Origin of the sequence: Streptomyces sp. CA-250714 (assembly GCF_050936705.1) — a bacterium.
Lineage (GTDB): Bacteria > Actinomycetota > Actinomycetes > Streptomycetales > Streptomycetaceae > Streptomyces.
Window position 1 is genome coordinate 1,211,528 of sequence record NZ_JBNJMI010000002.1, and the last position, 18,788, is coordinate 1,230,315.

General features: G+C 70.6%; 15 protein-coding genes and 1 tRNA gene. 6 read left to right on the forward strand and 10 right to left on the reverse strand.

All coding sequences use genetic code 11. From position 1 onward, the window contains the following. Nucleotides 1-56 precede the first annotated feature (56 nt). Both ACQEU8_RS24350 and ACQEU8_RS24355 read left to right on the forward strand, forming a co-directional pair. Complete coding sequence (locus ACQEU8_RS24350; protein WP_433104536.1) at nt 57-1,115, forward strand: aldo/keto reductase; 1,059 nt, start codon at nt 57-59, stop codon at nt 1,113-1,115. Continuing rightward, entirely contained in the window at nt 1,112-3,241 is a 2,130-nt protein-coding gene (locus tag ACQEU8_RS24355; RefSeq protein ID WP_433104538.1) for a helix-hairpin-helix domain-containing protein, read from the forward strand. Before ACQEU8_RS24350 ends, ACQEU8_RS24355 begins: the two co-directional genes overlap by 4 nt. Nucleotides 3,242-3,286: 45 nt before the next feature. On the opposite strand, the gene ACQEU8_RS24360 is transcribed toward ACQEU8_RS24355, so the two are convergent. Further along, entirely contained in the window at nt 3,287-4,150 is an 864-nt protein-coding gene (locus tag ACQEU8_RS24360; RefSeq protein WP_433104540.1) for a hypothetical protein, read from the reverse strand. Between the two features lie 47 nt (nt 4,151-4,197). On the opposite strand from ACQEU8_RS24360, the gene ACQEU8_RS24365 reads away from it, so the two are divergent. Then, nucleotides 4,198-4,386: a DUF5703 family protein gene (locus ACQEU8_RS24365; protein WP_055498790.1), complete on the forward strand. Its 189-nt coding sequence runs from the start codon at nt 4,198-4,200 to the stop codon at nt 4,384-4,386. Nucleotides 4,387-4,548: 162 nt separating this feature from the next. Here ACQEU8_RS24365 and ACQEU8_RS24370 read toward each other — a convergent pair whose 3' ends face one another. From ACQEU8_RS24370 to ACQEU8_RS24380, 3 genes are all read right to left on the reverse strand, one after another. Continuing rightward, the gene (locus tag ACQEU8_RS24370) at nt 4,549-5,529 is read right to left on the reverse strand and encodes a chaplin (protein WP_433104542.1); all 981 of its coding nucleotides are present in this window, start codon (nt 5,527-5,529) and stop codon (nt 4,549-4,551) included. A 169-nt stretch (nt 5,530-5,698) separates the two neighbouring features. Further along, nucleotides 5,699-5,932 (reverse strand): chaplin ChpH, encoded by a 234-nt coding sequence (gene chpH, locus ACQEU8_RS24375; protein ID WP_433104544.1) that lies wholly within the window; start codon nt 5,930-5,932, stop codon nt 5,699-5,701. A 182-nt stretch (nt 5,933-6,114) separates the two neighbouring features. Beyond that, nucleotides 6,115-7,431, reverse strand: a complete 1,317-nt coding sequence (locus tag ACQEU8_RS24380) for a M20/M25/M40 family metallo-hydrolase (protein ID WP_433104546.1) — start codon at nt 7,429-7,431, stop codon at nt 6,115-6,117. Nucleotides 7,432-7,570: 139 nt separating this feature from the next. On the opposite strand from ACQEU8_RS24380, the gene ACQEU8_RS24385 reads away from it, so the two are divergent. Then, nucleotides 7,571-7,655: transfer RNA gene (locus ACQEU8_RS24385), tRNA-Leu, on the forward strand. Nucleotides 7,656-8,296: 641 nt separating this feature from the next. Here the strand turns inward: ACQEU8_RS24385 and ACQEU8_RS24390 are convergent. The 5 genes from ACQEU8_RS24390 to ACQEU8_RS24410 all read right to left on the reverse strand — a co-directional run bounded on the left by ACQEU8_RS24390 (nt 8,297) and on the right by ACQEU8_RS24410 (nt 13,861). Next, the gene (locus tag ACQEU8_RS24390; RefSeq protein ID WP_433104548.1) at nt 8,297-8,629 is read right to left on the reverse strand and encodes an alpha-lytic protease prodomain-containing protein; all 333 of its coding nucleotides are present in this window, start codon (nt 8,627-8,629) and stop codon (nt 8,297-8,299) included. A 370-nt stretch (nt 8,630-8,999) separates the two neighbouring features. Then, a complete protein-coding gene (locus ACQEU8_RS24395) occupies nt 9,000-10,643 on the reverse strand; it encodes a glycoside hydrolase family 13 protein (RefSeq protein ID WP_433104550.1) in 1,644 nt (547 codons plus the stop codon). A gap of 52 nt (nt 10,644-10,695) precedes the next feature. Further along, a complete protein-coding gene (locus ACQEU8_RS24400; protein WP_433104552.1) occupies nt 10,696-11,529 on the reverse strand; it encodes a carbohydrate ABC transporter permease in 834 nt (277 codons plus the stop codon). Next, entirely contained in the window at nt 11,526-12,593 is a 1,068-nt protein-coding gene (locus ACQEU8_RS24405) for a carbohydrate ABC transporter permease (RefSeq protein ID WP_433104554.1), read from the reverse strand. Before ACQEU8_RS24405 ends, ACQEU8_RS24400 begins: the two co-directional genes overlap by 4 nt. 11 nt (nt 12,594-12,604) lie before the next feature. Beyond that, nucleotides 12,605-13,861, reverse strand: coding sequence for an ABC transporter substrate-binding protein (locus tag ACQEU8_RS24410; RefSeq protein WP_433104556.1), 1,257 nt, complete (start codon nt 13,859-13,861; stop codon nt 12,605-12,607). A gap of 399 nt (nt 13,862-14,260) precedes the next feature. On the opposite strand from ACQEU8_RS24410, the gene ACQEU8_RS24415 reads away from it, so the two are divergent. After that, nucleotides 14,261-15,328: a LacI family DNA-binding transcriptional regulator gene (locus tag ACQEU8_RS24415; RefSeq protein WP_433104558.1), complete on the forward strand. Its 1,068-nt coding sequence runs from the start codon at nt 14,261-14,263 to the stop codon at nt 15,326-15,328. Between the two features lie 49 nt (nt 15,329-15,377). Here the strand turns inward: ACQEU8_RS24415 and ACQEU8_RS24420 are convergent, their stop codons facing one another. Next, nucleotides 15,378-17,513, reverse strand: a complete 2,136-nt coding sequence (locus tag ACQEU8_RS24420; RefSeq protein ID WP_433104560.1) for an amylo-alpha-1,6-glucosidase — start codon at nt 17,511-17,513, stop codon at nt 15,378-15,380. A 133-nt stretch (nt 17,514-17,646) separates the two neighbouring features. Here ACQEU8_RS24420 and ACQEU8_RS24425 point away from each other — a divergent pair, with 133 nt between their 5' ends. Further along, nucleotides 17,647-18,699 carry a LacI family DNA-binding transcriptional regulator gene (locus tag ACQEU8_RS24425; protein WP_433108683.1) on the forward strand — a complete coding sequence of 351 codons (1,053 nt, stop codon included), beginning with the start codon at nt 17,647-17,649 and terminating at the stop codon, nt 18,697-18,699. Nucleotides 18,700-18,788 lie beyond the last annotated feature (89 nt).

Sequence of the window (18,788 nt, forward strand, 5' to 3'; positions counted from 1 at the left end):
CAGTAATGTCCCTGACCCCCGGACTCTAACGCCTGCCACAACTACGCTCAACGCCCATGGAGCGAAGGCACCTCGGCCGCACTGGCCTGCGCGTATCCCGGATCGGACTGGGCACTCTCAGCTGGGCGCGCGGCGGCGGCATCAGCGGCGCGGCCGACCGCGCGGCACGCGGCGGGCAGCACGACGCATACGAGCAGCACGACCAGCACTTCCAGAACGCCGCCGAGCAGCTCAAGACGTTCTGGGAAGCGGGCGGCACGCTGGTGGACACGGCCGATGTGTACGGCGACGGCGAGGCCGAGTATCTGCTGGGACGGCTGATGCGCGACTACGTGCCGCGCCGCGACCTGGTCGTCGCCACCAAGGCGGGCAGCGTGCCGGACCCCGACCGGCGCTTCGACTGCTCGCGCGGCCACCTCCTCGCCGCGCTCGACGCCTCGCTCGACCGGCTGGGCACCGACCATGTGGATCTGTGGCAGGTGCACGCCTACGACCCGTATACGCCGCTGGAGGAGACGCTCCAGGCGCTGGACGTGGCCATCAGCAGCGGACGCGCCCGCTATGCCGGGGTGTCCAACTTCTCCGGCTGGCAGCTCGCCAAGGCGGGCACCTGGCAGCTGGCCGCGCCAGGAGTGCGGCACCCGCTGGCCAGTACGCAGATGGAGTACTCGCTGCTCCAGCGCGGTATCGAGCGGGAGGTGCTGCCCGCCGCGCGGGACCTGGGCATCGGGCTGCTGCCGTCCTCACCGTTGGGCCGCGGCGTACTCACCGGCAAGTACCGGCAGCCCGGCCCCCCGCCTGCCGGATCGCGCGGCGCCTCCGAGCGGCTGGCGCCGTTCGTCGAGCCGTATCTCGACGAAACCGCGGGCCGGATCGTGGACGCGGTGGCCATAGCGGCCGACGGGCTCGCCCTGCCCCCACTCCAGGTGGCCCTGGCATGGGTGCGGGACCGGCCGGGAGTGGTGGCGCCGATCGTCGGCGCACGGACATCGGAGCAGCTCGCGGAGGCTCTGTCAGTGGAGGGCCTTAGTCTTCCTGACGAAATCCGCGCGGCGCTGGACGATGTCTCGGCTCCCGTGCACCGCTATCCCGACCATGACTGGAGCGAGCTGTGAGCAACGACAAGGCAGCCGAACTCCTCGCGGCCGTCCGCGCGGTGGAGAGCGGCGAACGCTCCGCCGCCTCCTTCTTCAACGAGCCTGCGGCGCAGCAGCCCCGGCCGGCGAGGCCGGGAGGGCCCGGTGGGAACACCGGGGCCGGTCGGGGACCGGCTCGCGCGCAGGTGGCGGACGCCCCCGCGCAGGGGGCGGACGGGCAGCAGCCGGGGCGGCCCGGGCTTGGAACCGGGCCGGTCACCGTCCCCGACGAGGTGCGGGCCGTGCTGACGGAGGGCGGGGCGCCCGAGTCGTTGGCGCAGCGCGTGGTGGAAACGCTCGGCGAAGGCGCGGCCGGACTGCTGCGCACCGATCCCTGGCAGCTCCTCGCCGTCCCCGAGGTGCGCCCCGAGCAGGCCGACGGCTTCGCCCGCGCCCTGCTCGGCGACGAGACGGAGCCCGGTGACCCCCGCCGGTCGGTCGCGCTGGTCGGCCATCTGCTGGAGCGCGCGGCGCTGCGGGGTGACACGGTGCTGGCGCCGGACGCGCTGGCCAAGGGCCTGGCCCAGCACGCGGTGCCGGATCCGGACGAGGCCCTGCGGGAGGCCGTCGACGCGGGAGCCGTGCTTGTCTTCGAGGACGCGCTGGACGCGGGTCCGGCCTTCTCCGCCTCCGTGGGCGCTTCCGAGCCGCAGGCCGCGGAAGAGACCGGCGCCGAGGCGGAGCGCCCGGTCAACATCCTGGTGGGGCTGGACCGGTACGCGCTGGCGGAGGAGAGCCTGGCCGACGGACTGGCCCGCATCGCCAGCACCTTCGACTCCGCGGCGACGGCGGGCCAAGCAACGGCGGACGAGCCGGCGGAGGCCGCGGACGCGGAGCCCGGCGAGGGCTGGGCGGCAGCGGCCGAGAGCGCCCCCTCCCCGTCCGCGCGCGAGCTGATCCGCGCCGTGTCCGCGAGCGGGCTGGTCACTCATACGGGTGGCGAGGCCTCCCGCGCCGAGGTCGCCGCCCTGGTCGCCGCCGCACAGCGGATCGGCCTGCGCGCCTGGGCCCTCACCCACACGGACGACGGCCGGGACCGCATGGCCCGCCTCCTCACGGAGGCTCCGGCCCCGGGCCCGGACGACGCCGCCCCGGACCAGGGCGCGGGCGCTGCCACCGTCGCCGGGGTGCTGGCAGCCGCGGAAGGTCCCGGGCGGGACGGGGAGGGAGCGCTCGCCGTCGATCTGCTGGCCGTCTGCGACGCGCCTCAGCTCGACGCGGAGACGGCCGCGGCGCTGCTGGAGTCCCTGCCGGACGGAGCACGGCTGGTGCTCAGCGGAGACCCGGGCGTACTGGGCGCCGCGGGTCCAGGACAGGTGTTCCGGGACCTGATGGCGGCCAGGTTCTGCCCGCACATCGCCTCGCGTACCCCGGACCCGGGCCCGGTGGGCGAGCTGGTCTCCGGCATCGGCATCGGGGAGCTGAACCAGGTGGCGGCGCCCGGCAAGGAGGTCGTGATCGTCCCCGTCGCCGACCCGGGCGAGGCCGTGCACCGGACGGTGCAGCTCGTCGCGGACTCGGTGCCGCGCGCCCTCTCGATCCCCTCCGCCGATACCCAGGTGATCACTCCGGGACATGGCGGCCCGGCGGGGACGCGCGCGCTGAACGCCGCCCTCAAGGAACGGCTCAACCCCGGCCCCGGCCGCTTCGGCGGCTTCGACCCCGGCGATCGGGTCGCCTACTCCCCCGCCCCCGGCCGCACCAGCATCGGCACCGTGGCCTCAGCGGACGCCGATGGCCTCCATCTGACCTGCGCCGACCGCAGTCTGACGGTCCCGCCCGAGCGGGTCCCTGAAACGGTGCGCCACGGCTGGGCGGTGACGGCCCATCAGGCACCGGGCATCCGCTGGCCCGCCGCGGTCGTGGTGCTGCCGGGGGACGCCGCGGGGGCGCTGACCCGGGAGTGGGTCTACACCGCGTTCGGCCGCGCCGAGCGCCATCTGTCGGTCGTACACGGAGCGGGTGACGCGCTCCCCCGCGCGGTGGCCTCGGCCGTCGGCCGGGAGCGTACGACGCGCCTGCGCACCCTGCTGACCGAGTCCGCCCGCGCGGCCGAGGCAGCGCGGGCGGCGGAGTCCGGCGGGACGGAGGAGCCCGGCCGCTGACCCGCGGCCGCCGGGGCGACCGCGGCGGGAGCGGCGGGAGCGGTGCTACCTGCCGCGCCGTCCGGCGGGGGCGCCGCCGTCGGCGTCCTCGTCCTCGTCGGTCTCCTCTTCGTACTCCTCCTCCGCGTACGATTCCTCGCTCTCGTCCTCGTCTTCGCCCTCTTCCTCGTCTTCGTCCTCGCTCCTGGCTTCGAGGAGCAGGTCCTCCTCGTCCTCGTCGAAGACGGAGCTGACGTCGAAGCGGCAGATCACCCGCTGGGGGTCCGCCTGCTCGAAGGGCGCGGACAGCCATTCGCCGGGCTCGGCGGGTTCGTCGACCGCCGTGACCCACAGCGTGGAGTCGCCCTCCTCCAGGCCGAACTCCTTGTGCCGGGTGGCGATCTCGTCCGGCTCGTACTCCCCGAAGAGCACCCCGAGCGCCGCGTGCACACTGTTGCCCGGAGCGGCGCTCTCGACCCGTTCGTCCTCCGCCGAATCCGGGTCCAGCTCGGTGACACGCTCGGCCTGGGCCTGCAACCGCTGCGGCTCGGCGATGACGTAGTCCCGCCGGATCAGCACGCTCAACGCGCTGGGCACTTCCGGCCCGGTGTAGGCGGGCAGACTCTCGCTGCTGGGGATCTCGAACGGGGTGACCTCGTCGTAGACCTCGTACAGCAGCTCGTCATAGGTCTCACCCGCGGCGGCCAGCGCGTCGAAGGCGGCATAGACGGCGGAGTCGAGTTCGGCGGCGTACTGCCCGGCCGACGAGGCGTCCCGCTCACCCGCACCGGCGTCGGCGCCCGCTCCGGCAGGCGCCCGGGACTCCCCCGCGCGGCGCTCGACGGCCTCGAGGTGCCGGTCCAGCGCGGCTTTGACCGCCTCGGCGGCGGCGCGTACGTCGGCAGCGGTGGGCTGCGCAGCATCAGACATAGTGCAGACGCTATCGGCAGACGGGGTCCATACGCACAATAGAGAGGATGCCGGAATACGAATTTCGCGATGTGTACGTCCCTCGGGGCGTGTCCCGTAAGGCTGCGACTCAACTGCTGACCGATCACGCTGAGTACGGACACTGGGAACTGGCCCGGATGCGGCTGTACCCGGACGGGAGCCGCCGGGTGCGGCTCCGCCGCCGCATCATCCGCCAGCTGCGCGCCACCTGGTGACCGGTCGCCGGTGAGAGGCCACGAGGGAGCGGACCCGCTCGGTGCGGGACCGCTCCCTCTGCCGTGCCCTGCCGTGCCTACGGTCTGCCTACGGTTCCGGCCGACGTCCTGGCCGACCCGGACGCCCCCTGCCCGAGCCGGACACCCTGGCCGACCCGCAGGTCAGCGGCGAGCGGCGGGGCGGGAGCGCCGGTAGAGGACGTAGCCCCCCGCGAGCATGCCCGCGCTGAGCGGCACGGCGACGCCGAGCTGCGAACCCGTACCGGTGTGTGCCAGTTCGCCGTCGGCACCGGCAGCGGGCTTCCCGGACGCCTCGGAGCCAGGTACGGCCTCCGGCACGGAAGCGGCATCCACCTCGCCGGTGCTGCCGGGCTGGTTGGACGTGCCCGGGGCAGTGGACTCGCCGGGCCCACCAGACCCCGGGGGATTTCCGGGCTGACCGGGCTTCCCCGGCTGCTGCGGGTCTCCGGGCTGCCCGGGCTGACCGGGGTCACCGGGCTGGCCCGGATCACCTGGCTGACCCGGATCGCCCGGGTCACCGGGATCCCCTGGCTCCCCCGGCTGGCCGGGGTCATCCGGCCGCTCGGGGTCACCCGGGTCCCCCGGCTGCCCGGGGTCACCGGGCTGCCCGGGGTCACCGGGGCCGGGCTTACCGGGGTCCTGCGGTGTGCCGGGCTCCTGCGGATACCCCGGGTCGATCGGCCCCGACCCCGGAGGGTCCGACGGGCCGCCACAGCCGTTGCCGTGCGCCGGGTTGAGCGCGCCCCCGACATCGACGGTGTTACCGCAGGCGTTCACCGGCACATCGACCGGGACCTGCACATTGTTGCCCGAACCGACCCCGGGAGAGCCGTGCGTGGAGCCGCCCGCACGGGCCTCGCGGCCACCCTGCGGGCTGGTGCCGTCGTCGCCGCAGCCGTTGCCGGACGAGGGGTTGGCCACGCCGACGACGTTGACGGTGTTGCCGCAGATGTTGACCGAGACGTTCGCCGGCGCCTGGGCGTTGTTGCCGGAGAGCACCCCCGGCGAGTTCGCGCTGCCACCCTGTGCGCCCGAGTCGGCGAGCGCGGTCCCCCCTGACATCGCCAGGAGGCCGCCCGCGGCGGCCATGGTGAGCAGGCCCTTTCTGGTGCGCTGTCGCATGGTTGTTGGATCCCCTGCCTGTTGATGGCTGTCTGTGACCGGCCAGGGGGAGGCGCACCCGCGCGCCGTCCCGCCCCCCTCAAGACCCAAGGGCCCCGGAGCGCGTGGCGCGTGCTCCGGGGCCGCTCAGATTCATGTGCTCACCGATCGGATCGGATGAGACTTGCTGTCACTTGGCGACGCAGGCGTTGCCGAACGCCGGGTTCAGCAGGCCGACCACGGAGATCGTGTTGCCGCAGGCGTTCACCGGAATGTGGACCGGGACCTGCACGTTGTTGCCGGAAACGACGCCCGGGGAGTGCACGGCGGCACCCTGCGCACCGGAGTCGGCGACGGCCATACCCGCACCAGCCAGCACAAGACCGCTGGTGGCAGCCGCGGCGGCGATGACCTTCTTGATCATTGTTCCTCCTTGTTGGCAATACGGTCCCAGCCGGGGACCGCACTCCCTGTAACGAGGATGGAGGAATCAGGCTACGAACTGACTAGATCATTCACTCGTCCCAGTCGGCTCCGTACAGGTGGCCGATTACCCGATTACCGCCCCGGATCGGTCAACAGCACATCGACGGGTACCCCGCGACCTCAGGCCTGGTCCAGGAACCGGTCCAGTACCCGAACCCCGAACTGCAGTCCGTCGACCGGAACGCGCTCATTCACACCGTGGAACATCCCGGCGAAGTCCAGCTCCGGGGGCAGCTTCAGCGGCGCGAAGCCGAAGCAGCGGATGCCCAGGTCGTCGAAGGACTTGGCGTCCGTACCGCCCGAGAGCATGTACGGCACGGCACGCGCGACGGGGTCCTCCGCGCGCAGCGAGGACTGCATGGCCTCCACGAGCGCCCCGTCGAACGTCGTCTCCAGCGCCTTGTCGGCGTGCACGTCCTCGCGCCGTACCCGCGGCCCCAGCAGCTGGTCGAGATCGGCCAGGAACTCCTCCTCGTGCCCCGGCAGGAAACGCCCGTCGACGTGCGCGGTCGCCTGGCCGGGGATGACGTTGACCTTGTAGCCGGCGCCGAGCTGGGTGGGGGCGGCGGTGTTCTGCAGCGTGGCCCCGATGATCTTCGCGATACCGCCGAGCCGGGCGAGGGTCTCCTCCATGTCCTCGGGGTCGAGCTCGATGCCGAGCGCGTCGGAGAGCTCGTCCAGGAACGAACGGACCGTCTTGGTGACCCGCACCGGGAACTTGTGCCGGCCCAGCCTGCCGACCGCCTCGCACAGCTCGGTGATCGCGTTGTCGTTGTTGGTCATCGACCCGTGACCGGCGGTGCCGTCCACGGTGAGCCGCATCCAGTGCATGCCCTTCTGGGCCGTCTCCACGAGGTACAGCCGCAGGTTCTCGTTCACCGTGAACGAGAAGCCGCCGACCTCGCCGATGGCCTCGGTCACACCTTCCAAGAGATCGGCGTGGTTGTCGACCAGGTGCCGCGCCCCGTAGACGCCGCCCGCCTCCTCGTCCGCGAGGAAGGCCAGCACGATGTCGCGGGGCGGCTTCCGCCCGGTACGCATCCGGTCCCGTACGACCGCCAGCGTCATCGCGTCCATGTCCTTCATGTCGACGGCGCCGCGTCCCCACACGCAGCCGTCGGCGATCTCCCCGGAGAACGGGTGATGCGTCCAGTCGTCGGCGTTGGCGGGCACCACGTCGGTGTGTCCGTGGATGAGCAGGGCAGGGCGGGAGGGGTCCTCGCCGGTGATCCGCGCCACGGTCGAGGCACGGCCCGGGCGGGACTCGATGATCTGCGGCTCCAGGCCGACCTCGGCCAGCTTCTCGGCGACGTACTCCGCCGCCGCCCGCTCCCCGGGGCCCTCGTTGTTGCCGAAATTGCTGGTGTCGATCCGGATCAGCTCGCGGCAGAGATCGACGACCTCGCCCTCGGCGGTAGCGGCACTATCGGCACTCACGCTGCCTCCTCTTCTCGCAGGTAGACCCCCATCCTCCCGCCCACACCCCGGCGCCCCAAGAGCCGGGTGATCGCAGTCCTCATCGGGTGCTAAGGTTTAACCCGTCGCAAGGCCTCCCACCGGCCACGCGGCACACCCGGTCGGGGTGGCGGAATGGCAGACGCGCTAGCTTGAGGTGCTAGTGCCCTTTACAGGGCGTGGGGGTTCAAGTCCCCCTCCCGACACGTACTGGTACCCCACGGGAACCGTTGAGGTCCTGGTCGAGATAGCTCTCGACCAGGACTTTTTGCTGGGTGGGGTCATTTCGCAGGCGGATTCCCAGCCGCTTGTAGAGATCGGTCTTGTCGGTGGGGTCGGCCTGGCGGATGGCCGTGGTGAGGTTCCCGGCTGCTCGGACGAGTGCGGCGATCTCATACCGCGATAGGGGCGTGCCGGGTGACGGCTGCGGCTTGGATGCTCGGAGTTCAGCAGGAACCGGTCCAGGCCGATCCCCTCCCGGCGCCTTACCACCAGCGCGGTCACCACCCCGGCCACCGGGGGCCGTGGGAACGGCTCCGCAGGAATGATCCCGCCCGCTACGCCCGGGAGGTCCAGCGCACCCGCTCTCTGCTCTTCGTCGCTGCGCCCCGGGCCCGCGACAGCTTGGCCATCTCGTGGCACGGGACGCCGAGCCCGTTCCTCGAGCCCTTGCTGGGAAGGAAGAGCTGAACGGCGTCGTCCGGATGACCGCCCGGTCCCGAACCCCAGGAACTCGGCACGCCTGCAAGACACAGCAGCATGACAGATCACTGACTGTCCGACATGACGTAGCGACGTGCGGGCTGGCCGGGTAACTCGTTAGCGCGCTTCGTTTCACGCCAGACGCTCAAGCAGCATCACGCAGACGGGGAGGGGATCGCATGAAGGCCTGGGTTGCCTGATCCGGTCGATGCGTATCGCACCTGGGTGTGCCTCTGCGACCTTGTCGATCCGTTCCCCGGCTGTCGGCGGGCGCTCCGTCGAAGGTCTCGACGGACACCTGGTTGGTGCTCGGATCGGCACCCCACGCTGTATTGCGTATGCTTCCCAGCTCGGCCAGTTCACGGTGAATGGACTCCAACTCAGCCTTGCTGCGTGTGCGGGTCACCCGCTTCGGGCAGGCGCGAGCGGCAGCGCTGGGCGAGCGGCTCGGCGAGGGTTGGGGGAACTGACCGGGCATGGCGTGGTTGCCGTCAGGTCCTGCGGCTTGTGGGCCGGTATCGATCTCGATCCGGCACAGGTGACCGGATGCGTGGCCTGCATGCGACTGCTCGACTGCGGCTTGACCCGCCCCGATCAGGACACAGCTCAGCCGCCGAGACCAGAAGGCCGACCCCAGGACTCAGGGGTGTTGGCCCCGTCAGTCCGTTCGTCGTTCTCTCAGCCAGCACCCCACCACCGACTCCGCCCCGTGCACGAGGCCGCATGGGAAGGACCAGGGCCTGTCCGGTCGGCAGGGAGTGGCACCGGACAGGCCCTGGGGATCGGGATCGCCCGAGTAGGTGGGGGGCGACGGCGGTCGTCGGCAGGCCCCCACCCCTCATAGGCCGCTATACGGCGAGCCAGGCTGCCTGGTCCGGGGCCAGCAGGCCGCCGTCCAGGGGGCCGCTGGTCAGCAGGATGGCGGTGTGGTCGGGGAGGGGGTGTGCCTCGGTCGACAGGTTGACCACGCAGGTGAAGCCCGGGTCGCGGTTGAAGGCGAGGACTCCGTCGGGGGCGTCCAGCCAGGTGAGGGTGCCGTCGCCGAGTGCGGGGTGCTCGCGGCGCAGGTGCAGGGCGGTGCGGTAGAGCTCCAGCATTGACGCCTCGTCGCCGGTCTGCGCTTCGACGCTGTACTCGGCCCAGTCGGCCGGCTGGGGCAGCCAGGGGGCGGCGGGGGCGCCGTCGGGGCTGAAGCCGTACGGCGTGCTCTGCCCGGACCAGGGGATCGGCACGCGGCAGCCGTCGCGGCCGCGCTCGGTGTGTCCTGAGCGCTCCCATACGGGATCCTGCAGGACGTCTTCGGGTAGGTCCTCGACCTCTGGGAGGCCGAGTTCCTCGCCCTGGTAGACGTAGGCGCCGCCGGGCAGGGCGAGCATGAGAAGGGCGGCGGCGCGGGCGCGGCGGATGCCCAGTTCGAGGTCGAGGGGGCCTTCCGGGCGGTAGGTCTCGTTGGCCACCCAGCGCTTGGTCGCCTTGCGGCCGTAGCGGCTGGGGTGGCGTACGACATCGTGGTTGGAGAGGACCCAGGTGGCGGGTGCGCCGACCGCGCCGAGCATGGCGAGCGAGTTGTCGATGACCGCGCGCAGGTCCTGGGGATGCCAACTGGACATGAGGAAGTCGAAGTTGAACGAGGTGTGCAAGCCGTCCTGGCGGACGTAGGCGGCGAGTCGTTCGGGGGTGTCCGTCCACGCCTCGGCGACGAAGGAGCGGTCGCCGTGGAACTCGTCGGCCACCTTGCGCCAGGCACGGAAGATGTCGTGGACCTCGTCGCGGTCCCAGTGCGGGTGGTCGACGTGCTGCCAGGGTTGTCCGCTGTCCGGGTCCCGGCGGGGCGGCAGGTCGGGGAGTTCGGGGTGCTTGATCAGTCCGTGGGCGACGTCGATGCGGAATCCGTCCACGCCGCGGCGGAACCAGAAGCGGAGGATCGACTCGAACTCGGCGTGTACGTCGGGGTTCTGCCAGTTGAGGTCGGGCTGCTGGGGGGCGAACAGGTGGAGGTACCACTCGCCGTCGGGCAGCCGGGTCCAGGCGGGGCCGCCGAAGGCGGAGACCCAGTCATTGGGCGGTTTTGAGCCGTCGGGGCCGCGACCCGGCCGGAAGATGTAGCGATCCCGCTCCGCGCTGCCGGGCCCGGCCGCCAGTGCCGCCTGGAACCAGGCGTGCTGGTCGGAGGTGTGGTTGGGCACGATGTCGGGGATGACGCGGATCCCGTGCTGGTGCGCCTCCTCGATGAGCTGCTCCGCCTCGGCCAGGGTGCCGAAGAGAGGGTCGATGTCGCGGTAGTCGGCCACGTCGTAACCGTGGTCCGCCATCGGCGACTTGTACCACGGGTTGATCCATATGGCGTCGATGCCGAGCGACTTGAGATAGGGCAGGCGGGACCGGATGCCGGCGATGTCGCCGACGCCGTCGCCGTTCCCGTCGGCGAAGCTGCGGATGTAGATCTGATAGATGACGGCGTTGCGCCACCACGGTGCTGCGGTGCCGGGCATGCTGCTGGATACTCCTCGGTCGTTGGGGGTGAGGGCGGCGGGCGCCCGGTGTCTACTTCGCCGCGCCGGCGGTGAGTCCGGCGACGATACGGCGCTGGAAGAGCAGCACCATGACCACCAGCGGGATCGTTACGAGGACACCCGCGGCCATCTGGCTGCCGAACGGCACCTCGTACGTCGTGGCGCCGGTGAATTTCGAGATGATGACCGGCGCGGTCTGCATGCCGGGCTTGTTGGTCATCGACAGGGCGATGAGGAACTCGTTCCAGGCGCAGATGAAGGTGATGATCGCGGTGGTGAAGATGCCGGGTGCGGCGAGGGGGATGATGACCTTGCGGAACGCCTGGCCCCGGGTGCAGCCGTCGACCATGGCGGCGTGCTCCAGCTCGTCCGGCATCTGCTTGAAGAACGCGGTCAGGTTCCACACCGCCAGCGGCAGCGCGAAGGACATGCTCGGCACGATCATCGCCTGGTAGGTGTTGATCCAGCCGATGTCCGTGAACAGCTTCAGCAGCGGGACCACGATCGAGACCACCGGGAACATCGAGGTGGCGATGATCAGCGTGAGGATCAGCCGCTTGAACCGGAACTCCAGCCGGGCCATCGCATAGGCGGTGAAAGTGGCCAGCAGCAGCGCCAGGACGGTGGTGGCTCCGGCGACGATCAGGCTGTTGAGCAGCGCGCGGGTGAAACCCTGGGACGGGCCGAACACCGCCTGGTAGTTCTCGAACGACACCGGGGAGGGAAGCAGCGAGGTGTCGAAGACGTCCGAGGTGCGTCGGAGGCTGGAGACCAGCATCCAGTAGAACGGGGCCAGGCAGTAGGCCACCACTGCCACAACACCCGCGTACAGCAGCCCGCTGCGCCATTTCGCCGTGATGGTCATGCCGTCACCTCCGTACGGCGCAGTGCCGTCAGCCGTCGGCGTGTGCCTCTTCCCTTGGGCTTGCCCGCGCCGCCGTCCCTGTCACCGAGGATGTCGGCCCCGAGCAGCCGGACGAAGGCCAGCGCGATGAGGAGGACGTAGAGGAAGAGGAGCACCGCGTAGGCGGATGCTGGTCCGAAGTGGACGTTGGACGCCTCGTTCTGCGCGAGCATGGACAGGGTTTCCACCGAGTGCTTCTGCGCGCCGATGAGGATGTAGGGCAGGTCGAACATCCGCAGCGCGTCCAGGCAGCGGAACAGTACCGCCACCAGCAGCGCCGGCTTCACCAGGGGAAGCGTCACGTGCCAGAACTGGCGCACGGGGCTCGCTCCGTCGATACGGGCCGCCTCGTACACCTCTTTCGGTATCACTTGCAGGCCGGCCAGGACCAGCAGGCCGATGAAGGGGGCGGTCTTCCACACCTCGGCGACGATGACCGCGACCTTGGCGTGGAAGCCCTCGGTGGTCCACAGGATCTGGTGGCCTATGAGGGCGTTGGCGATGCCGTTGCTGTTGAAGATCCACCGCCACAGCAGGCCGGAGATGGCCGTGGGCACCGCCCAGGGCACCAGGATGCCCGCCCGTACCAGGGCTCGTCCGCGGAACGCCTTGTGCATGATCAGGGCCATCGCCACACCGATCAGCGTCTCGAAGCCGACCGTGACGACGGTGAAGAACGTGGTGTTCCAGAAGGCGTTCCAGAACCGGTCCCCGGCGGCGGTGAAGATGTCGGTGTAGTTCTTCAGCCCGACGAACGGCTCGGTGGCGCTGATGAAGCCGGTCTTGGGGTCCAGGCCCTTCGGCCCGTACAACGACTCGCTCAGCGCCATGATCGTCGGGTAGAGCACGACGATCGTCAGCACCAGCAGCGTCGGGGACACCAGCAGTGCCGCCATCCGCCCCCTGCCGGCGGTCGCCCGGGCCGGCTTACGCATGTGCGGGCGGTTCAGCGGCCTGGACCGGCTGCCGGCCGCGTGGTGTGGTTCCCGCTCGGTGGGTCCGGGCGGGATCTCGGTGTCGACCATGGCCCCGTTCCTCACTTTGCCGCGGACTTCCGCAGGTCCTTCTGCATGTCCTTCAGCGCCTGTTCGCTGCTCTTGCTGCCGGTCAGGGCGGCGTACGTCTCCTGCTGGATCGCCGAGGTCACATCGCCGTACTGCACGACCCGCGGACGCGGCACGGCCCGCAGGATGGACTCCTTGAGCACCGGCAGGTACGGATACCGCTTGATCAGCGCCTTGTCGTCGTACAGGGAGGCATACGGCGGGGCGAAGGCGGCTTCCTTCAGGAACGTGCCCGCGCTCTTCTCGTTGGTGAAGAACTTCATGAAGTCCAGGGCCGTGGCCTTGTTCTTGGCGTGGGACGACAGGGCCAGGTTGTGACCGCCCAGACTGGAGGAGCCGGGCCCCTTCAGGCCGGGCAGCGGCGCGGTTGCGAACTTCTCCGCGATCTTGCTCTTCTTGGCCAGGGAGTGCACATACGGCCAGTTGCGCAGGAAGACCAACTTGCCGGACTGGAATGCCTGGCGGCCGTCCTCCTCCTGATAGGTGATGCCCTCCTTGGGGATCGTCCGGTCCTTGACGGAGTCGACGAGGAAGTCCAGGCCCTTCTTCGCCTCGGGGGTGTCGACGTCCGGCTTGCCTTTCGCGTCGGTGACGTGGCCGCCTGCCGAGTTCACGGCTTCGGAGAAGTTCACGGTCAGGCCCTCGTACTTCTGGAACTGACCGGCGTAGCACGAGATGCCCTTGGCTTCCGGCAGCTTCTTGACCTTGGCGCAGGCGGACTTCATCTCCGCCCAGGTCTTCGGCGGCTCGGCGATGCCGGCCTTCTTCAGCAGGTCCGTGCGGTAATACAGCAGGCCGCCGTCCGAGTTGAACGGGACCGCGTACTGGCCGCCGCGGTACTTCCCTGTCGCCACCACCGGCTTCAGCATCTTCCGGAGCGGGAACTGCTTCTCGGGCAGCTTGTCGATCCACTGGTGGGCGGCGAACTCCGAGGTCCACACGGCGTCCAGGGAGAGCACCGTGTAGGCGTCGGACTTCGTCTCCGCGTTCTGGATCATCTGCTGGCGCTGCGCGTCCGCATCCGTCGGCAGCTGGATGAAGGTGACCTTCTCCTTGGGGTGCAGCTTGTTCCAGCGGTCGAGCATCGGCTGGACGGTGCCGGTGGTGTCCTTGCCGGCCACGTACGTGATCGGGCCCCGGCCCTCGAACGACGTCGCCCCTGCCTGCCCGGAGGCGCCGTCGCCGGACGAGCCGCAGGCGGGGAGGAGGAGCCCGGCGGCAGCGAGCACGGCCGAACACTGAATCGCTCTGGTTGTCCTGGTCTTCACTGTCTCTCCTGGTCGTGCGGAACCGAAGTCACGGCCGGTCTCCCCTCTTGAGGGAGCCGCTGCCGAGATGACTCTGAGATGGCCCTGTTATGAGACCGCGTTGTCACTGCGCGTTGTAGATCAACACCACAGGTCAAAGCAGTGAGGGTCGGCTCGATCAGGCTTGCTTCGACGCCGCTGAGACAACGCTTGCAACGTAGGTGTGCGATTTCCGGAAGTCAATGCGTTACGTCGCGGTAATGGAGTCCGCCGCAAGCGGTGAATGCGCCAATTTTCCGGCAGTTTTTACCGAAATTTCAGCGGTGACAGCGATGTCATCGAAGGCCGCAAGTGCAGTGCTGCTGTGCTACCTTCCAGCTCATGCCACCAGCTCAGCGGCACCCCACGATGGCTGACGTAGCCGAACGGGCCGGGGTCTCCACTTCCACCGTCTCGCGCACCCTGCGCGGTCTGTCCACCGTCTCCCCGGAGGTCCGCGCCCGCGTCGAGCAGGCCGCACGCGAGTTGAACTTCGCCGTGTCGCGGCAGGCCGCAAGCCTTGTCACGGGCAGGACCGGGACCATGGCGGTGCTCGTGCCCACGCTCAACTCGTGGTTCATGGGAGCCGCCCTGTCCAGCCTGGCCCCGCTGCTGCGGGCGGCGGGCATGGAACTGAACGTCTACGTGATGGCCGATCTGGCCGCGCGCACCGCGTTCTTCGAGCGCCTTCCCGCCCGGCGCAACGCCGACGCGCTGCTGGTGTTCTCCTTCGACCTCACCGACGAGGAGACCGCGCGCCTGGACAACCTCGGCATGCCGGTCATCTACGGCAGCCAGCACGTCGACGGCCGCCCGAGCGTCTACGTCGACGATGTGGTCGGCGCCCTGCACGGCACCCGGAATCTGATCAACTTCGGCCACCGCCGGATCGCCTTCATCCAGACGATCGGTGCCAGCGGTTTCTCCTTCAGCTCGAACGAACGACTGCTCGGCTACCAGCAGGCGCTCACCGAAGCGGGCATCCCCCTCGACGACGACCTGGTGGTCGCCACTCTGGCCAGCGACAAGCGCGGCACCGCCGAGGCGCTCGGAAAGCTGCTGAGCCTGCGCGAGCCGCCCACCGCCATCTTCGCCGAACAGGACGAGGTCGCCGTCGCCACCCTGTGGACCCTGCGCAAGATGCAGATCTCAGTGCCCGCCCGCATCTCCCTGCTCGGCTTCGACGACCAGCCCATGGCCGACTGGTTCGACCTGTCCACCGTGGCCCAGTCACCCTCGGACATCGGCCGCGAGGCCGGCGAACTCGCCCTCGCCCTCATCAACGACCCCGACGCGGACCACGAAAAGCACGTCATCCTGCCCACCCACGTGATCCCACGAGCCACGACCGCCCCGCCGCCGGCGCCCCAGGGCGAGCAGAACAACTCCGGCGAGCAGCTGCACGGATGACGAACCCGGCCGGCGTCGGGGTCGAGGAGCTGCCTGCCGGTCATGCCCGTCATCCAGCGTCACCCGTGACCGCTGTCAGCCCTTCCGGCGCCCTCACATGTGTTGTGCCGTCCGCCCTGACGGTGACATCCAGCGGGCCGCCGGCGACCTGGAGTCCCGCCACTGTCAGCGGGCCGTACTCCTGCGCGAAGGCGGGTGCGACCGTCACCGTGCCCGCGGGTACGTCCGCTTCGAGGCCCAGGGCTGATCGGAGCACGAGGACCGACGCGGCCGCCGCCCACGCCTGCGGCCGGCAGGACGCAGGGTAGGGGGCGGGCTGCCTGCCCGCTTGGCTGCCGTGGCCGGCGAAGAGTTCGGGCAGGCGGGCTTCGAAGCCGGCGGAGGCGGTGAGCAGGCCCCCCGCCAACGACGCCGCCGCCTGGGGGAAGCCGGAGCGGACGAGCCCGTGCACGGCGATCGCGGTGTCGTGCGGCCAGATCGAACCGGTGTGGTATCCGTAGGGGTTGAAGCCCACCGACTTGCTGCTCAGCGTGCGCAGCCCATGGCCGGAATCGAGGTCCGGCGCGGTCAGCCGGGCCGCCAGCAGGGCGCTCTCCGCACCGTTGAGCAGTCCCGTGCCGAGCAGGTGGCCGAAGCCGGAGGTCACCGAGTCCATCGGCCGGCCGTCGCGGTCCAGGGCGACTGCCGGGTAGGGGCCTTGGGCGTCCTCCACCCAGAACCGCTGCCGGAAGCGGTCGGCCAACTGCTCGGCCCATTCCTCCCACTCGTCGGCTCCCCCGCGGCCGAAGGCCCGCAGCAGTGCTGCTCCGCCCCGTGCCGCCTCGTACGCGTATGCCTGCACTTCGCACAGGGCGATCGGTGGGGTGGCGAGGCGGCCGTCGTGGTGGCGGATCGCGTCGGCCGAGTCCTTCCAGCCCTGGTTGGCCAGACCCCGGCCGGTGTGGTCGATGTACTTGAGGAAGCCGTCGCCGCCCGCTTCGCCGTGATCACGCATCCAGCAAAGGGCGGACTCGGCATGCGGCAGGAGCTGTTCGACCTCTTCGGGGGCCAGGCCCCAGCGCCACGCGTCGTGCAGCAGGGTGAGCCACAGCGGCGTGGCGTCCACCGTGCCGTAGTAGAGCGGCGGCAGCGAGAGCGTGTCGCTGAACTCGAGTGCGGTGCGCCGTACTTCATGCAGGATCTTGCCCGGTTGCTCCTCGGTCACCGGGTCGACGGCCCTGCCCTGACGCCGCGCCAGGGTGCGAAGTGTGCCGGCGGCCAGCTCTGTACCCAGGGGCAGCAGCATGCGGGCCGCCCATATCGAGTCGCGGCCGAAGAGGGTCAGGTACCAGGGGGCGCCCGCGGCCAGGAACTGGTCGGCACGGCCTCCAGCACCGTCGCCGGAGAGTGGGTCCGTCAGACGCAGCCGGTCCAGATCCGCGACCGACTGCTCCAGCCAGCGGTCGAACAGACGCTCCGCGCTGCGCAGCACGGGTCTGTGCCAGGGCACCTGGTCGGCCGGCGCGGCCGGGAACCGGTCGCCGTCGGCGTAAGCGGCCGTGCAGCCCAACCGCGCCCTCCACGACTGGCCGGGGGCGAGTTCGACGTCGTACGACAGCCGCCCGGCCGCCGCATCCAGCACGTCCGGCGCCGGTGTACTGCGCAGACCTACCGCGAACCGGTCGCGGGACCAGGCCAGTCCGCCCGGCGCCGGCTGGGCGGGTACGGCGCTCGGGACATGGCCGGATTTCACCTGCTCCACCGGCGCGAGATCGGTGGCCGCCTCGACCACAAGCCGGAAGCGGACGTGCCGCGTACCGGCGTTGTCGAACTCGAAGGTTTCCTCCAGGCGGCCGGAGGAGATCGTACGGTGTCGGCGCAGGGCGACGACCGGGTCGGGTGTCGTCTCGCCGATTCCGCGGAGGATCGCCCGGAAGTCCGCCTGGTCGGCACCCGTGAGCCCGCCGGTGATCGGCGCGAGCGCGATGTCTTCGGCGGCGATGGTCAGCCGGGCCAGGGCCCTGCTGTCGCCGTGGTAGAAGCCGTCCGCGCCGCCGTCGAGCTGCCCGTCGGCATGCGAGATCACGAAGCTCGGCGCGCACAGCGTGACGACGCCGTCGTGCAGGAACGGTTGCAGGCCCGCTGTCGCAGAACCGGGTTCCGTGGCCGAGTCGTTGGTGTCCTGGGGCTTGACAGTAGCGTCCAAAAGAGCGGAACCTCTCAGGCATTGGATCGATCCAAGGACACTAATGGCGAGTCCACAGCGCTGACAATCCCCTTTGGATCGATCAAATAGAAGCAGCTTCCACGTTTTGGTCTGATCGATGCCGGAGACCGCGATGCCCCGCTCCACCAGGAATTCATCGGCCAAGGGCGGCCCGGTGACCCTGTCCATGGTCGCCGCTCGGGCCGGAGTCTCCCCGCAGACCGTGTCCAACGCGCTCAACTCGCCGGACCTGCTGCGCCCGGAGACTCTGGAGCGCGTCCGCCGTGCGATCGACGAGATGGGCTACCGCCCGAGCCGCGCCGCCCAGATGCTGCGCACCCGTTCCAGCAAGCTCATCGGTTACGGTGTCCGGCCCTCCCCGCCCGGCACCACGGCCCCGGTCCTGGACCGCTTCCTGCACGCCCTGTCCGAGGCCGCGGACGAGGCCGGATTCCGCATCCTGCTGTTCGCTTCACCTCCTGGCAGGGCGAGCCTGAAAGGCTACGAGGAACTGCTCGACCAGCACCGTGTCGACGGTTTCCTGCTCAGTGACACCGACGAGCGCAACGACCCCCGCCAAGCCTGGCTGGCCGAGCGAGGCGTGCCGTTCGTGGCCTTCGGCCGGATGTGGTCGAAGCGGCAGATCGGCGACTGGGTCGACGTGGACGGCGCATGCGGCACGGATGCGGCCGTGGAGCACCTGATCGCGCTCGGACACCGCAAGATTGCCTTCCTCGGCTGGCAGCGCGGCTCCGGCCTCGGCGACGACCGCGCCGACGGCTGGCAGCGGGCCATGCGGCGGCACGGGCTGCCGACGCGTGGCCGACGGGCGCAGAGCCTCGACGACGTCGACGCGGCGCGCGCCGCCGTCGAACCGCTACTGGACGCGGGCGCCACCGCCGTGGTGGCGGCGAGCGACACGCTGGCGCTGGGCTGCTTCCACGCCCTTCGCGAGCGCGGGGCCACTCCGGGCCGGGACGTCGCCGTGACCGGCTTCGACGACTCGCCAATGGCCGCCGTCCTCTCTCCCGGCCTGACCACGCTCGCCCAGCCGCTGGAGGCGGTCGGCCGGGAGTGCGTCCGGCTGCTGCTGGCGCGGATGTCCGACCCGGCGGCACCGCCCGAGCGGGTCCTGCTGGAGCCGACCCTCGTCATCCGCGACAGCGCACCCGCACCGGACGCCTGAGCCCTCGTCCCGTCCCCTTCAGCGCTTCTCCCTCCACCTGCCCCATCCGGGCCTGCGCTGACGCGCCGGCCCAACCGAGCGCACGACCA

What these genes read in the sequence shown, in the direction of transcription:
- ACQEU8_RS24395 (WP_433104550.1), bottom strand. Translation starts at nt 10,643, where the DNA reads ATGCCCGGCACCGCAGCACCGTGGTGGCGCAACGCCGTCATCTATCAG.
- ACQEU8_RS24350 (WP_433104536.1), top strand. Translation starts at nt 57, where the DNA reads ATGGAGCGAAGGCACCTCGGCCGCACTGGCCTGCGCGTATCCCGGATC.
- ACQEU8_RS24365 (WP_055498790.1), top strand. Translation starts at nt 4,198, where the DNA reads ATGCCGGAATACGAATTTCGCGATGTGTACGTCCCTCGGGGCGTGTCC.
- ACQEU8_RS24425 (WP_433108683.1), top strand. Translation starts at nt 17,647, where the DNA reads ATGCCCCGCTCCACCAGGAATTCATCGGCCAAGGGCGGCCCGGTGACC.
- ACQEU8_RS24400 (WP_433104552.1), bottom strand. Translation starts at nt 11,529, where the DNA reads ATGACCATCACGGCGAAATGGCGCAGCGGGCTGCTGTACGCGGGTGTT.
- ACQEU8_RS24415 (WP_433104558.1), top strand. Translation starts at nt 14,261, where the DNA reads ATGCCACCAGCTCAGCGGCACCCCACGATGGCTGACGTAGCCGAACGG.
- ACQEU8_RS24370 (WP_433104542.1), bottom strand. Translation starts at nt 5,529, where the DNA reads ATGCGACAGCGCACCAGAAAGGGCCTGCTCACCATGGCCGCCGCGGGC.
- chpH (WP_433104544.1), bottom strand. Translation starts at nt 5,932, where the DNA reads ATGATCAAGAAGGTCATCGCCGCCGCGGCTGCCACCAGCGGTCTTGTG.
- ACQEU8_RS24405 (WP_433104554.1), bottom strand. Translation starts at nt 12,593, where the DNA reads ATGGTCGACACCGAGATCCCGCCCGGACCCACCGAGCGGGAACCACAC.
- ACQEU8_RS24360 (WP_433104540.1), bottom strand. Translation starts at nt 4,150, where the DNA reads ATGTCTGATGCTGCGCAGCCCACCGCTGCCGACGTACGCGCCGCCGCC.
- ACQEU8_RS24390 (WP_433104548.1), bottom strand. Translation starts at nt 8,629, where the DNA reads ATGCCCGGTCAGTTCCCCCAACCCTCGCCGAGCCGCTCGCCCAGCGCT.